Source organism: Pseudomonas trutticola BRTCR10 (assembly GCF_056155105.1).
This window is the reverse complement of the sequence record NZ_CM149552.1, coordinates 672,540-688,668: the sequence shown is the minus strand read 5'-3', so window position 1 is coordinate 688,668 and position 16,129 is coordinate 672,540. Positions and strand designations below refer to the sequence as shown.

Sequence of the window (16,129 nt, the reverse complement as noted above, 5' to 3'; positions counted from 1 at the left end):
GTGCAGTTTGCTTGCCGCCTACGCCTGTGGCGCCAGCGGTACCTTTGAATCGCCGGAACGCGAAGTCTAGACCTTGGATCAAGGCGTGCCAGCCAGTACCCTGTGACGGATTGACCCAGGAGAAAGGCATGTCTCTGAAATCCGTGTGTGTATTTTGTGGTGCCAACGCTGGCACTGTTCCGGCTTATACCGAAGCTGCTGTTGCCCTTGGCAAGGCCCTCGCCGAGCGCAAGCTGACGCTGGTCTACGGCGGTGGCGCTGTCGGTTTGATGGGGATTGTCGCCGACGCCGCGCTGGCCGCTGGCGGTGAAGTGATCGGCATCATTCCGCAGAGTCTGATGGACAAGGAAATCGGCCACAAAAGCCTGACGCGTCTGGAAGTCGTCGACGGCATGCACGCCCGCAAGGCACGCATGGCCGAACTCAGTGACGCCTTTATCGCTCTGCCGGGCGGCCTTGGCACGCTGGAAGAACTGTTCGAAGTCTGGACCTGGGGCCAACTCGGCTACCACGGCAAGCCGCTGGGCTTGCTGGAAGTGAACGGTTTCTACAGCAAACTCACTGCTTTTCTTGACCATATCGTCGGCGAAGGCTTCGTTCGCGCGCCACACCGTGACATGCTGCAAGTGAGCGAATCGCCGCAAACACTGCTCGAGTCTCTGGATAACTGGCAACCGACCGTCACACCCAAGTGGGTCGATCAGAAACCCGGCTAACCGTCGGGCACCGATACAGGGCAGAATACGCGCCGCTCAACCTCACCTTCGACCTAGAGGATCGCCCATGGCCAAACCCAATTATTCCTTCGCCAAACGTCAACGAGACCTGGCAAAGGAGCAGAAGAAAGAGGAAAAGCTTCAGCGCAAGAAACAAACCGCTGAAGAAGCAGCACTGAACCCTGAGGGTGAAGTGGCAACAGAAGATGATGTTGATGCAACCGAAACACCGAAAGATCAGGCGCCTGACGCCTGAGCCCCACCGGGTTTGATCATCGAATCAGACCCAGCGGATTTGTGACGGGGCTGGCGGCTCGACTGCCGGCCCTCACAGCCTTCACTCCTCAGAATTCGATACGAAACCCTGTGGGAGCGGGCTTGCCCGCGATGACTGCGGCACATCCAACAAAGTCGTCACAGACACTCCGTCATCGCGGGCAAGCCCGCTCCCACAGAATTCGTTATCACTCATTCAATGGCATCACGGTAACGCGGACCTCGGGATCGTGGCTGCCGCCACCGAGTATCACCCCACGCAACGGCGAAACATCGGAAAAATCCCGCCCCCACGCCAATGTGATGTGCTCCAGCGCAGGCCGCACGTTATTGGTCGGATCAAAATCCACCCAGCCCAGTACCGGGCAAAACACCGAAACCCACGCATGCGACGCATCGGCACCAATCAACCGTGGCTGTCCCGGTGGTGGCTGCGTGAGCAAATATCCGCTGATGTAACGCGCCGCCAACCCTCGCGAACGCACACAGGCCAGCATCAGGTGGGCGAAGTCCTGACAGACACCACGGCGCCGCTCCAGCACTTCCACAAGTGGCGTTGCCACCTGGGTCGCTTCGGCATCAAAAGTGAATTCGCTGAAGATCTTCTGCATCAACGCCTGCACGCCCAGCATCAAGGGCTGGCCCGGTGGAAAACAACTCTGTGAAAACTCGACGAAGCTGCGCTTCAAATGCACGTACGGCGACTGAAAACGGTAGCGGCACGCCTCAAGCAGCTCGGCAGAAAACGGCTGGCTGCTGTAGGTCAGCGCATTGCGCGTCAGCTCCCACGCTGGCGACTGAGTGAAATCCAGCGCCGGCCGCGCCAGCACTTCGACGGTAAGGCGAGCATTGACCTGCAACTCATCATGCGGTCGCTCGAACGCCAGCCGGGTCAGCGGATTGCCGAACACATCCAGCTCATCACGCCGAGCCGTCGGCTCCGGGCTGATCAGCAATTGCTGCTCGGTGCAGCGCTGCCAGCTGCACTCGCGCGGCCACAGGTGCGCCAATTGCTGCGCCAGGGAAACCGGGCTGTCGTAGTGATAACAGGTGTCGTGAAAGATCTGGTAATGCGCGTTCATCAGACGGACACCGTACGCTGGCTGACATCATCGACGTGGGCGAAATGGCGCAGGGCCAGGCGATCCGACACCTGTCCGCTGGCATCAGCAATCTCTTGAAGCAGATCCGCCAGGCCATCAAGCGCCGCACGAACGCTGGAAGCGCCGAACAACGGATTCTCCAGACAGGCCAGATCAAATCGCGCCAGACGCTCGACCAGTTGCGGTAATCCGGCTTCCCGTGGCACACCGAAATCATCGTTCAAGCGCTTCAAGGTGCGGGTCACCAGTTTCAACTGGAACAGCACCGCATGCGGGTTCTGTTCATCGAGCAGCAACAGGTCGAGCACCGGAATTAATTGAGCCACAGCCAGATAACGGGAACGGTAGGTGATGCTGCTGTTGCCCAACTCCAGCAGCCATTCAAGACCTGCCTGATCAAACGCCCCGGCCCCGCGCAGGAACGCCGCCAGACTGCTGCTGAGAAACTGCAGGCGCTCGATGCGCCGACCGATCATCAGGAAGCGCCAGCCTTCGTCGCGGGTCATGTCGTCGAGCGCGAAACCCGATAGCGCCGCCAGCGACATCACCAGACGGTTGAGAAAATCCAGCAGTTCGCCGAAGTCCGGCTCGTCGGTGTCCAGCTCCATCGCTTCGCGCTGCAATTCGACCAACGCCTGCCAGTTCTCCCGCGAGAGCTTGCCGCGCACCTGCGAGGCCGCCCACTGCAAGCGTTGCAGGTTGGAGCGCAGGCTGAATGACCAGTCCTCGCCCAGCAACGCCGCCAGCAATCGCTCCGGCAACTCGCCCTCCTCCGGCAGCAGCATCAGGCGCTCGCCCAGTTCGACAGCCGCCTGCAAGGCTTGCGGATCGTCGCCATCGACATAGCGTGCGAGCATGATCCGCAGCAGTCGCGCACTGTCATCGCAACGCTCGCAATAACGCCCGAACCAGAACAGGTTTTCCACCACTCGCGATGGCAAATAGGGATCGCGGCGCACCAGATCGTGCACGCCGACATTGCGTTGGGTTTTCCATTGCTCGCCACTGGGCGGTCGATCACCCAGCACCCACGTGTCCTTGCTCGCGCCGCCGCGCTGCATCGACACCACTTCGGCATCCGCCTCGGCAGCCACGCGGGTCAAACCACCGGGCAGCACTCGATAACCGTCATGGCTGGCTACCGCATACATGCGCATGCCGATCGCCCGGGGTTGCAGCTGTCCGTCCTCGGCCTGCCAGATCGGCGCCTGCGACAGCTGGGCCAGTTCTTGCGCTACATATGCATAAGGTCGCGCCTGCATGCGCTCGGCGAGGGACTGGCGCTGTTTTTCACTCAGATCACGGCCAAATACCGGTGCGAAACTTTGTGAGGGAAACGCCGGTTTGATCAACAGCTCAGGCAGTTTTTCCAGCGCCTGGGCCAATACTGGCGCCTCGCCACACCACCAGGTCGCAATGGACGGCAGGATAAGTTCTTCGCCGAAGAGGAATTGGTTGATCCTGGGCAGAAAGCCGAGCAAACCCGGCGACTCGAGCACACCGCTGCCGAGCGCGTTGGCGACCAGCACCCGACCCTGGCGTACCGCCTCAAGCAAGCCGGGAACGCCCAGCGCAGAGTCCGTGCGCAACTCCAGCGGATCGCAGAAGTCGTCATCGAGCCGGCGCATGATTGCGTGTACCCGGCGCAGGCCGCTGAGGGTTTTCAGGTACACCGTGGCATCGCGCACCGTGAGGTCGCCGCCCTCTACCAGCGGATAGCCGAGCTGGCGCGCCAGATAAAGATGTTCGAAATAGCTTTCGTTGAATCGTCCCGGCGTGAGCAATACCACCAGCGGCGCGTCATCGTCGCAGGGTGCCTGCCGGACCAGGGTTTCCTGCAAGGTGCGAAAGAACCCCGCCAGATGCTGCACCTTCAGATCACGGTACAACTCGGGGAAGGCGCGGGAGACGATGGTGCGGTTTTCCAGCGCATAGCCCGCGCCCGACGGCGCTTGCGTGCGATCTGCGGTGACCCACCAGCGCCCGTCCGGCGTGCGCGCCAAATCGACCGCGTATAGATGCAGAAACGCTCCTTCCGGCGGCGCGATGCCCTGACAGGGCCAGAGAAAATTGTTGTGCCCGAAGACCAGTTCCGCCGGCAGCAGGCCTTCGCTGATCAAGCGTTGCGGCCCGTACAGATCGGCCAGCACGGCATTGAGCAACCGCGCCCGCTGGGCAATCCCGGCCGACAGTTGCTGCCACTCATCCGCCGCAATCACATGGGGCAGCAGATCCAGCTCCCACGGGCGATCTGCACCTTTGGGGTCGGCATAGACGTTGTACGTGACGCCGTTTTCCTGAATCTGCCGCGCCAGCAACGCCTGACGCTGCACCAGTTGAGCGGGTGTGCTGCGCTGCAATTGATCGAACAGCCGTTGCCAATGCGGACGCACCGCACCACTGCTATCAAGCAGTTCGTGATAAGTGCCCGCCGTCAGCGGGTAGCGGTCTAGCAGGTCAGGCATGGAAAGCTCGGCAGACAGCAAGGAACGGTCAGACTAACGCAGGCACATGACGCGCGGATATACGAAAAATCCGCGTGTCGCGTGCGATTCAGAAACGTCGTAAATCGAGAGTCATCGGTAGCTCGTCGGAGATGTTCAGATCAGGTACAGGAAGTTTCCCAGGCGTGTGTCCGATCCGGAAAAACCGCGCCATGCGCCGGCTCTCCGCTTCGTTGGCGTTTACCGGCAGCGTCTCGTAATTGCGCCCGCCCGGATGGGCGACGTGGTATTGGCAACCACCCAGAGAACGGCCCATCCAGGTGTCGAGCAAGTCGAACACCAACGGTGCATGTACCGCAATCGTCGGTTGCAAGCAGTTGGCCGGTTGCCAGGCGCGATAACGCACGCCTGCCACGAACTCGCCAACACGCCCGGTCGGATGCAGCGGCACCGCAACGCCATTGCACGTCAGCAGATAGCGCTGCGGCGGCAAGCCCTTGAGCTTGACCTGCAAGCGCTCCAGCGATGAATCGACGTAACGCACCGTGCCGCCCGTCGCACCCTCCTCCCCCAGCACATGCCACGGCTCCAGCGCCTGACGCAGCTCCAGTTCGATACCGTTGACGGCGTAATCGCCGACCTTGGGAAAACGAAACTCCAGATGCGCCGCAAACCATTCCGCCCGCAGCGGATAGCCAGCGCTATTGAGCTCGACGATCACGTCGGCGAAATCCTGCTCGATAAAGTGCGGCAGCATGAAGCGGTCGTGCAACTCAGTGCCCCACCGCGCCAGTTTCGGCGGCGCATACGGCTCGCGCCAGAAGCGTGCAACCAGCGCCCGCAGCAACAATTGCTGAGCCAGGCTCATGCGCGCATGGGGTGGCATTTCAAAGGCGCGCAATTCCAGCAGCCCGAGACGCCCCGTAGCGCCGTCCGGCGAATAGAGTTTGTCGATGCAGAACTCGGCGCGGTGCGTGTTGCCAGTGACGTCGATCAGCAAGTTGCGCAGCAGGCGATCCACCAGCCACGGTGCACATTCCTCACCTGGCTCGGGCATCTGCGCGAAAGCGATTTCCAGTTCATACAACGCGTCGTTACGCGCCTCGTCGACTCTTGGCGCCTGGGATGTCGGGCCAATGAACAACCCGGAAAACAGATACGACAACGACGGATGGTTATGCCAATAGCTGATCAGGCTGCGCAGCAGATCGGGACGGCGCAAAAACGGCGAGTCCCCCGGCGTCGCGCCACCGAGGACGAAGTGGTTACCGCCGCCCGTACCGGTATGGCGACCGTCGATCATGAATTTTTCAGTGGTCAGGCGCGTCTGCCGCGCCTCTTCATAGAGAAACTCGGTGCGCTCGACCAACTCATCCCAGGTCGCCGACGGCTGCACGTTGACCTCGATCACGCCCGGATCCGGGGTGATGCGAAAATTACTCAGACGCCCATCACTCGGCGGCTCGTAGCCTTCCAGCAGCACCGGGCAATGCAATTCTTCGGCGGTGGCCTCGATGGCCGCGACCAACTCCAGATAATCCTCGACTCGCTCCAGCGGCGGCATGAACAGGTACAAGCGCCCTTCGCGGGCCTCGGCGCAGAACGCGGTGCGGGTCAGCCAATCGGCGGACTCGTCGATCTGCGGCGCACGCTCGTCCGCCGTTGCCGTTTCGCCATGACTGTTGAGCTGTGCGGTATCCGGCAGCGCCGGGAAGTCCTGATTCGGGTCCTGAGCATGAATAAACGGATACTCGGCCGCTTTTACCCAAGGCTGCGAGCCCAACGGCAAACGGTAGCCCAGCGGTGAATCCCCAGGCACCAAGCGGCAATGCTCGTCGCGCAGATACCAGCGCCCGCTCTGCCATTGATCGCCCTTGGCGGTGCGTGCCAGCGGTAGCACTTGGCCGATGACCTTATCGAGGCCCTGACTGAAGACCTTGCGCAGCCGCGCACGCTCCAGCGGCTCTTCCAGACGCGAATCTTCGGCGCTGACGTTGCCGGGCAATGCGCCCTCGCGCCAGAGGTAATAAAAATTGTCCTCGTAGGCAGGGAAGACAAAACGCGTGGGAATTTTCAGGCGTTCGGCGACGCTCCTCAGAAAGCGTCCGGCCAACTCACCATCAGCGCCGTAATCTTGCTGTTCGTCGGCAATCAACGCGGCGTTTTGCCAGATCGGCACGCCATCGCGGCGCCAATAGCAATTGAGCGACCAGCGCGGCAGTTGCTCGCCCGGATACCACTTGCCCTGGCCAAAATGCACCAGACCTTTGGGGGCGTAATGCTTGCGCATGCGCTGGAACAGTTCGGCGGAGAGGCGGCGCTTGTCCTCGCCCAAGGCTGCCGTGTTCCACTCGGCGCCATCCGGGTCATCGATTGACACAAAGGTCGGCTCGCCGCCCATGGTCAGGCGCACGTCGCCGTCCAGCAGGTCAGCGTCGATCTGCCGGCCCAGGGCTTGAATCGCCAGCCATTGCTCGTCGGTATAGGGCTTGGTGACACGCGGCGCTTCCCAGATCCGTTCAACCGACATTTCGTGGCTGAACTGTGTCTCGCAGGGCTCGACCATCCCGCTGATCGGCGCTGCCGAGGACGGATCGGGACTACAGGCCAGCGGAATATGTCCTTCACCGGCAAATAACCCGGAAGTGGCATCAAGGCCGATCCAGCCTGCGCCCGGCAGATACACCTCGCACCAGGCGTGCAGGTCGGTGAAGTCCACCTCGGTGCCGGACGGGCCGTCGAGGCTTTTCACGTCCGCCGTCAGCTGGATCAGGTAACCGGAGACAAATCGCGCCGCCAGCCCGAGATTGCGCAGCAGTTGCACCAGCAGCCATGCCGAATCGCGGCAGGAGCCGGAGGCGTGTTCGAGGGTGTGTTCCGGGGTTTGTACGCCCGGCTCCATGCGGATCAGATAATTGATGTCTTCGCTCAGACGCTGATTGAGCGCGACCAGAAAATCCACCGCAGGCAATGGCGTGCGGTCGATGCCGTCCAGATAGGCCTGGAACTTTGGCGTCAGCGGCAATGTTTCGAGGTATGGCGCCAGCTCTTTGCGCTCATCGGTAGCGTAGGTGAACGGGATTTTCTCGGCGTAGGGTTCGAGGAAGAAGTCGAACGGGTTGAACACCGCCATCTCGGCCAGCAGATCGACTTCGATCCGTAGCTCATCGGTTTTTTCGGGGAATACCAGCCGGGCGAGGTAATTGCCCTGCGGGTCTTGCTGCCAGTTGATGAAATGCTGCTCGGGCGAGACTTTCAGCGCATACGAGAGAATCCGCGTGCGGCTGTGGGCGGCCGGGCGCAGGCGGACGATCTGCGGGCCGAGTTCGACAGCGCGGTCGTAGCGGTAATGCGTGACGTGATGCAATGCGACATGAATCGACACGGCGTGCCTCCTGCGAGCCTAAGCGTATTCGAAAGCGCGCAAGACTTATGCCATGCAGTGGCTTGGGCGCTTTCCTGGAATGCTTTGGGGAGTACAGCACCAAAATCGGGCGATGCGGGGAAATGGTTTGGCGAGTTTGCGCCTAAATGTGGCGAGCAGGTGTTTATGGGGTGTCTGACCTGACGCCATCGCTGGCAAGCCAGCTCCCACAGATTTCTCTGTCGCCCACAGAACCGTGGCCACTAAAGATCCCTGTGGGAGCTGGCTTGCCAGCGATGAGGCCAGTGGTAACAACACATTTCGGGAGACCTGAAATGCAAAACGCCAACCCGAAGGTTGGCGTTCTGTTTAGCGCGGTACGACCGGCTTGCGAGCCGGCTTCGGCCCTTTGCCCTTGGCCGCGTCTTTACGCTCCTTGGCGGCCTGCTGGTTGCGGGCAAATGCCGCAGCCTTGGCCTGTTCACGCTTGTCCCAAGGATTACCGCCATCACTGGCACGCGGCGGCAAACCGGTGTGCTGAGTGAGGATCTTGGTGGTCTTCTCTTTGCCTTCCTTCGCGACTTTATGGCTGCCGGCCGGCGTCGAGTTTTTACGACGGGCGCTCTGGTAGCTGTCGGTGGCCGGCTGATGCAGCGGGATCAGCTGATCCTTGCCCGGACCGATCAGGTCGCTACGGCCCATGCGTTGCAGCGCTTCACGCAACATCGGCCAGCCTTTCGGGTCGTGATAACGCAAGAACGCCTTGTGCAGACGACGCTGCTCTTCGCTCTTGACGATGGTCACGCCGTCGCTCTTGTAGGTGACCTTGCGCAGCGGGTTCTTGCCCGAGTGGTACATCGCGGTGGCGGTGGCCATCGGCGACGGGTAGAACGCCTGCACCTGGTCGGCGCGGAAACCGTTGCCCTTGAGCCACAGGGCCAGGTTCATCATGTCTTCGTCGGTGGTGCCCGGGTGGGCGGCGATGAAGTACGGAATCAGGTACTGCTCTTTGCCCGCTTCCTTGGTGTACTTCTCGAACATGCGCTTGAACTTGTCATAGCTGCCGATGCCCGGTTTCATCATCTGGTTGAGCGGACCTTCCTCGGTGTGTTCCGGGGCGATCTTCAGGTAACCGCCGACGTGGTGGGTCACCAGCTCCTTGACGTACTCCGGCGACTCGACCGCGAGGTCGTAACGCAGGCCGGAGGCAATCAGAATCTTTTTCACACCCGGCAACGCACGGGCGCTGCGGTACAGCTGAATCAGCGACGAGTGGTCGGTGTTCAGGTTCGGGCAGATGCCCGGGAACACGCACGAAGGCTTGCGGCACGCGGATTCGATTTCCGGCGTCTTGCAGGCGATGCGGTACATGTTCGCGGTCGGGCCGCCGAGGTCGGAAATGACGCCGGTGAAGCCCGGCACCTTGTCGCGGATCTCTTCGATTTCGCGAATGATCGACTCTTCGGAACGGTTCTGGATGATCCGGCCTTCGTGCTCGGTGATCGAGCAGAAAGTGCAGCCGCCGAAGCAGCCACGCATGATGTTCACCGAGAAACGGATCATGTCGTAGGCCGGGATCTTCTCCTTGCCGTACGCCGGGTGCGGAACACGCGCGTAAGGCATGCCGAACACGTAGTCCATTTCTTCAGTGGTCATCGGAATCGGCGGCGGGTTGAACCAGACGTCGACTTCGCCATGCTTCTGCACCAGCGCACGGGCGTTGCCCGGGTTGGTTTCCAGGTGCAGCACGCGGTTGGCGTGAGCATAAAGAACGGCATCGCCACGGACCTTTTCTACCGATGGCAGACGAATCACGGTCTTGTCGCGGGTCATGCGCGGGCTGGCCAGGATCTGCACGACCTTGGCTTCCTGCGGATCTTCGACCGGACCCTTTTCCTGCTCGATGGCGCAGGCCTGAGTGTCTTGGGTATTCACGTACGGGTTGATGATCTTGTCGACCTTGCCCGGACGGTCGATGCGCGTGGAATCGACTTCGTACCAGTCTTTCGGCGTATCGCGGCGAATGAACGCGGTGCCGCGCACATCGGTGATGTCTTCTATCTTGTGCCCGTAGGACAGACGCTGGGCGACTTCGACAATCGCGCGTTCGGCGTTGCCGTACAGCAGGATATCGGCGCTGGCATCGATCAGGATCGAGTTACGCACGCGATCCTGCCAGTAGTCGTAGTGGGCGATGCGGCGTAGGGAGGCTTCGATGCCACCGAGCACGATCGGCACGTGCTTGTAGGCTTCCTTGCAGCGCTGGCTGTAAACCAGGCTCGCGCGGTCCGGACGCTTGCCGGCCATGCCGCCCGGGGTGTAGGCGTCGTCGGAGCGGATTTTCTTGTCGGCGGTGTAGCGGTTGATCATCGAGTCCATGTTGCCGGCCGCGACGCCGAAAAACAGGTTCGGCTCACCGAGCTTCATGAAGTCGTCTTTGGACTGCCAGTTCGGCTGCGCGATGATCCCGACGCGGAAGCCTTGCGACTCCAGCAGCCGGCCAATGATCGCCATGCCGAACGACGGGTGATCGACGTAGGCATCTCCCGTAACAATGATGATGTCGCAGGAATCCCAGCCAAGCTGATCCATCTCCTCCCTGCTCATCGGCAGGAACGGCGCTGGCCCGAAACATTCGGCCCAATATTTTGGATAGTCAAATAACGGCTTGGCTGCTTGCATGTCGGACGACCGGTGTTGAGATGAAAAATCGCGGGCGCGGAATATAGCACAAAATTTGACCAATTCCGACGGCAGTGGTCGGTTTCTCTCCGGGCTCGTTCCATTGGCCCAAAAACCGCCCGACCGCGCACATTGCCGCACCGCGACCCGCGCCAGTCGAACCCGATACACCGTTGCCCTCCGGGGCATCGCGTCCACTACGACAACCCTTCAAGGATGAAGAAATGTCACCCAAACCGCCCACTAGAGGCACTGTCACCGTAGAGATCCACGCTCGCCCCGGCGAACCGGCAGGCGGGTCTGCGCCAAGGCGCGATATAACAACGCCTGTCGATTCCAGCCCCGCGACGGCGATAGCGGCACCGCGTGTCGTGCGCCCGGGCAGAACACCGGCCGCCGTCGACCTTGATGCAATCCAGCCAGTGCCCGCCATCACCATCCAGCCAACACCCGCGCCGCTGCCCGCAGCCGTATCCGGGCCAATGCCGCTGACGCATTACCGGATCAGCACCGATGCGCATCTTCCGCCAGCCAATGAGCAGGGCTTGCGAACCTACAAAGGTCGCCAGTACGTCGATGTTCCCGGCGGCACCGTACAAGTCGCGGCAATTGCGGAAAACGGCCCGTATCGCGCCCGGCTGGCGAGCGAGCTGAGCCCTTCCGGGCCCGTGCTGGTGAGGGCCGCCGACGGCAAACTCTGGCACCCGTCAGTGGAGCCTGCCGCCGAGATGTTGTATCCGTTGACCGAGGCACGTCTGCAAGGTTTTCTCACGGATCTGGACTTCACCGATGTCGAGCCCGACAGCCATGGGTTGCACAGCTTCGACAGCAAACGCTACGCGGTGATTGAACGCCGCGCCTATCAGGTTCTGCATGATCCCGAGGCCTCCACCGCGCAGATTTCGGTGATGCGTATCGTGCGCCCCGATGATGCGGTCGCCGCAGACGGCGACAACCGCTTTGTCGCCACACGCCCGGGAAGGTCCGAGCCGATCGTGTTCGATGAACAACACGGCTGGCGGGGCATCGTCATTGCCGGTGCAGGCGGGATGCGCCGCTCGAAACCCGACAAGGTGCAACGTCTTACCGCAGCTGATCTGATACTCGAGTTGCAGACCCAGACCGAGTTGATCCATCAGGGCGCAACGCGTATTGACGATCTGGACGCTGCCTGGCGTGTGGTGAAAGGCACAGAACTCGAGAAAGGCGCACTCGTCCAGCTCGAAGTACAGCTTCATCGACAACTGGCAGCGTTGGAGAAGGCCGCCAACTTCTACATCAATGAACGGGATACCCTGCAACCCCTCAAAGGCAGCGCCCTCTACGCCAGCGACCTGCACAACATTCAGAAAAAACGCATTGAAGCCTATACACGGCTCATGAGTGCCGGTGATTCGCGCAAACGGCTGGACATCTCTTTCTACAATGATCCTTTCGAGGCCTATCGCTCGACGGTCAATTACCTGAAAAGCAAACTGGCCCTGCTGGAAAAGCGCCAGCAGATTGCCCTCGACATACTCAAGCGAACGCGTGCGTCGGAAAGCGAACTGATCGACATCGGGTTCTACCCGACAGAAATCCATGAGACCAAGGCGTTCTGGGTCGATGCCAAAAGCCGCTTGCTCACCGATGTGCCGATTACCGACAACAACTTCAAACCGATCCACCTTGCTTACGCTTTTACCGAAACAACGTTTGCCTTTCGTGACATCGACAGTATCCCGGTGGCGGCACGCATCGCGGTGCTGAGCAACCTGGTCGACCAGTGCGCGGCGATCAGAGCCTCGTACGAAGACCTCGAACTGCCACCTGGGCCGGCGCATGCCAGCTCGCGGCAGGAAATCATCGACGCCATTCAGGCCTTTGAAAACACCCTCGAAAACCGCATCGCTGTCGACCACCGCGACCTTGAAAGAACCACGTCGCTGCCATCACAGGATCAGTCGATCGATTTCGACTTCATTCCTGCACAACGCAAAAACCAACCGGCACCGCAAGCCAAAAGAATGTTTCGCAGCAAACACCACGGTGTCTACAAGATCCGGGTCGGACAGACACGCCGCAACGCCTTGGGCGAAGAGTTGATCGATGTCATGGATCCGCACAACCCGGCAAAGGTCATGCAAACCTACGAGCGCCGCGAAGGGGAATGGCAGCGATTGGTGGCCACGCAAGAAAGAAATCTGTCGACCCTGATCACCCAGGCCGGCGTGCATCTGGAACAGACCGAGACGCACCTCAATACCGCCCGCAAGGATGAGCGGGCAAAACGCAACGCCACCAACATCGTCGAGCAACTGGGTGATGCCGCCGAAGCGCTAGACGACCTCGGTCGACAGATCGAACGCGCGCCGAACCCGGCGAAAAACGACATCGCCGTGCTCGTTCAGCGCCTGCGGCAAGACAGTGAGCGCTTGCGCCGCGAGGGCGAAGACATCCGGATCCGCTTGTACAAGGACAAGTCCTTTCTGAGCGCCGACCGGGTGGCGTATCTGATCAGCCAGGATCACCTGAGCGTGAGCAAAATCCAGGTACGGCTCGAGCAAGGCAGGGGCAAGTACAAACACTTCATCGATATCTATTCGCTGAACGACAGGCATACGGGCGAGCCGTTGTGGCAGGCGCATTTTCATTACGAAAAACGCAACAGCGCCGCGCTGGATTTCATGGTCAAGGGCGGCCACCTCAAGACCCTTGCACAAAGCGCGACGGGCAGTAACTCGCAACGTCGGGATGAGCAGGCCGGGCGGCCGAATGTGGCGATCTGGCGGGAAACCCTCGATGGTCGAACGGCACAGAAAATCTTCGAACTGGCGCCCTGAGACCGTTACAAAAACCAGCCCCCCCCCTCTTCAAGGATGAAGACATGTCACCGAAACCACCCGCAAAAGGCGTCGCCCGCGTAGATGTCCATACGCGCCCTGGCGAACAGCCAACCGGCCCTGTACGGCGCCCGATTGACTCCCCCACCGCACGCGCTGTGCGTACCACTCAACGATCGGACAGCACGCTGGCCGACGCTGACCTGGAGGCAATCACTCCAGCGCCAACCGTAAGCATCAGTCAGCCTTTATCCACCCCTGAAGTGGTCAATCCGGCATCGCAACAACCGCTCAGGCGTTACTGGATCAGCGCCGAGGCCCAGCTTCCGCAAGCTGACGCCGAGGGATTCAGGACTTTCAGGGGACGGCGTTACGGCAATGTGCCGGAGGGCGGCGTCGTGCATATCGTGACCGAGCCGGAAACAGGCCAGTACCAGGCAAAACTGCCGAGCGAATTGCAGCCTTCTGGTCCGATGCTGTCCTACGACCTCGGCAGTCAGCTGTGGCGCCCGCTGGCTGATTTTGCGCCCGTCACCTACCCGTTGCCGGTCGGTCGCCTGCTGGGTTTTCGCACTGACCTGGATTTCACCGGCGTCGAGCCCGGCCCTGACAAGCTGTATCGCCATCAGGGAAAACTGTACGTGGTGATCGACAAGCACGCGTATCAGATTCTCCATGATGAGGATTTTTCCTCGCCGCAGACACCGGTCAAGCGCATTGTCCGGGCAGAGGATGCTGTCGCCCGTGACGATCAGAACCTTTACGTCGCGACACGCCCGGGCCGCTCGGAGCCGATTGTCCACGATGCGGTGGAAGGCTGGGTGGGCATTCTGGTCGGTGGCATAAGCGGCATGCCGAGGGCCAGAAAAAGCAGCATCGCGGCAACGGCAGTGGCCAGTCTGGAGCTGCGCCTGAAAAACGACACGGAGGCGATCAATCAGGCGGTAGTGGATTCCAGGCAACTGGAAACCGAGTGGCGCGAGGCAAAAGGCAAAGAGGGCGAAAGAGGCGCAGCGATTGCGATGGAAGTACAGATTCGCCGATTGATGCTTCTACTGGATGACTCCGCCAGTTTTTACCTGAACCAGCGCGAGGCGTTGGCCATGGTCAAAACCAGCACCGTCTACAAAAAGGAGTTGATCGAAAGGCAGATAGCGCAAATCGCTGCCTACACCCGCCTGATGTTCGTCAGGGATGCGCGGCACATGCAGGAACTGCGCACGCCCGTGGATATTCTCGAGGCCTATCGCACGGCCGCGACCTATCTGGCGAACAAACTGACGCTGATGGAAAAACGCCAGAAAATCGCAAGTGACGTCCTCAAAAGCTCGCCCTCGTCACAGAGTGAATTGACCGAAGTGGGTTTCGACCCCACTGATATTCACGCGGTGACCGCACGCTGGGTTGATGCGCGCAGCCGTCTGCTGACGGAAGTGCCGATGGGTGCAGATTTTGTTCCGGCGCAACTGGCGATCGCGTTCTCGGAAGCGACCACCGCTTTTCAAGCCATCGAGCGCATGCCCGACGACGCCCGAATCGCCGTACTGAGCATGTTGCTGGACCAGTGCGCGGCCATCCGCGCTTCTTACGAACGTTTTTCCCTGCCGCCTGATCCAGCGCATGTGAACTCGAGAAACGAAATCACCCAGGCGATACGAGCCTTCGAAAATGCCCTGGAAGAACGCCTGGCGCGCTACCACCATGATCTGGAAAGAACCATGGCGCTACCGATCCACGACCAGCCCATCGACTTCGACTTCATCCCGGCCCAGGAGCGTACCGGGGTAACGCCACCGCCCAAGCGAGTATTCCGCGCCCGCCATCATGGCAACTTCAAGATCTGTATCGGCCAGCCTCGGCGAACCCCGGCGGGCGATGAAGTGATTGATGTGATGAGCAGCGACAACCCGACTCAGACGTTGCAAACCTATGAACGCAAGGAAGGCGAATGGCAAAGGATCGTCGCAACGCAAGACAAGACCCTGGGCGCCCTGATGGCAGAAGCCGACGACAGCCTTGCAGCCGTCGAGGCACAACTGGCCAGTGCCCGCCAGGACGAGAGAGCGAAGGAAAGCGCAGGCAACATACTCGATGCACTGGGTGCCAAGGCGGAAGAACTCGATGACTTGCGCGTGCAGATCGAACAGTCGCCCAACCCGCTCGCCACCGATTTAGAGCCGCTGATCCAGCGCCTGCGCCAAAGCAGTCAGCGCTTGCGCAGCGAGGGCGAAGACATTCGCGTACGCCTCTATAAGGACAAAACCGTTCTGAGTACCGACCGGGTGGCGTATCTGATCAGCCACGGTCACCTGAGCGTCAAGCAGACCCACGATCGGGTCGAGCGAGGCAAAGGCCAGCAAAAGGAATTTCTCAGTATCTACTCGGTGAATGACAGGCAAACCGGTGATCCCCTATGGCATGTCCACTTTCATTATGAAAAGCAGGACAGCCCGGCGCTGAACTTCAAGGTCAAGGGTGGCCATCTGAAAACCCTCGCGCAAAGCCGATCCGGCGTGACATCGCAGCGTCTGGATGAACAGGCCGGCAGACCTCACGTGCGCATTTGGCGCGAAACCATCGATGGCAGGACCGCGCAAAAAATCTTTGATCTCGCGAACTGAACAATTGCACCGACCGGCACAGCAGTGCCGGCCGGTAACCGGTCATATCCCGTTTTAACTCGGCAATGACGCCGAAAACTGCTCAGCAATTCCCTTACGGA

Annotated in this window: 8 protein-coding genes; 4 read left to right on the top strand and 4 right to left on the bottom strand. The window is 60.7% G+C overall.

Annotated elements, in window-relative coordinates:
• Positions 1-128 precede the first annotated feature (128 nt).
• Positions 129-716, top strand: coding sequence for an LOG family protein (locus tag ACVVH8_RS02940; protein ID WP_103304679.1), 588 nt, complete (start codon positions 129-131; stop codon positions 714-716).
• 67 nt (positions 717-783) lie between these two features.
• Positions 784-972: a hypothetical protein gene (locus ACVVH8_RS02935; protein ID WP_095121840.1), complete on the top strand. Its 189-nt coding sequence runs from the start codon at positions 784-786 to the stop codon at positions 970-972.
• A gap of 208 nt (positions 973-1,180) precedes the next feature.
• On the opposite strand, the gene ACVVH8_RS02930 is transcribed toward ACVVH8_RS02935, so the two are convergent.
• From ACVVH8_RS02930 to ACVVH8_RS02915, 4 genes are all read right to left on the bottom strand, one after another.
• Complete coding sequence (locus tag ACVVH8_RS02930; protein ID WP_475228395.1) at positions 1,181-2,074, bottom strand: transglutaminase family protein; 894 nt, start codon at positions 2,072-2,074, stop codon at positions 1,181-1,183.
• Positions 2,074-4,560: a circularly permuted type 2 ATP-grasp protein gene (locus tag ACVVH8_RS02925; RefSeq protein ID WP_475228392.1), complete on the bottom strand. Its 2,487-nt coding sequence runs from the start codon at positions 4,558-4,560 to the stop codon at positions 2,074-2,076. The genes ACVVH8_RS02930 and ACVVH8_RS02925 overlap by 1 nt, the downstream gene beginning before the upstream one ends.
• Before the next feature lie 88 nt (positions 4,561-4,648).
• A complete protein-coding gene (locus tag ACVVH8_RS02920; RefSeq protein ID WP_475228390.1) occupies positions 4,649-7,924 on the bottom strand; it encodes a transglutaminase family protein in 3,276 nt (1,091 codons plus the stop codon).
• 348 nt (positions 7,925-8,272) lie between these two features.
• Entirely contained in the window at positions 8,273-10,585 is a 2,313-nt protein-coding gene (locus tag ACVVH8_RS02915) for a YgiQ family radical SAM protein (protein WP_103304675.1), read from the bottom strand.
• 224 nt (positions 10,586-10,809) lie between these two features.
• On the opposite strand from ACVVH8_RS02915, the gene ACVVH8_RS02910 reads away from it, so the two are divergent.
• A complete protein-coding gene (locus tag ACVVH8_RS02910) occupies positions 10,810-13,407 on the top strand; it encodes a hypothetical protein (protein ID WP_475228387.1) in 2,598 nt (865 codons plus the stop codon).
• Between the two features lie 44 nt (positions 13,408-13,451).
• Positions 13,452-16,028, top strand: a complete 2,577-nt coding sequence (locus tag ACVVH8_RS02905) for a hypothetical protein (protein WP_475228385.1) — start codon at positions 13,452-13,454, stop codon at positions 16,026-16,028.
• Positions 16,029-16,129: the final 101 nt, after the last annotated feature.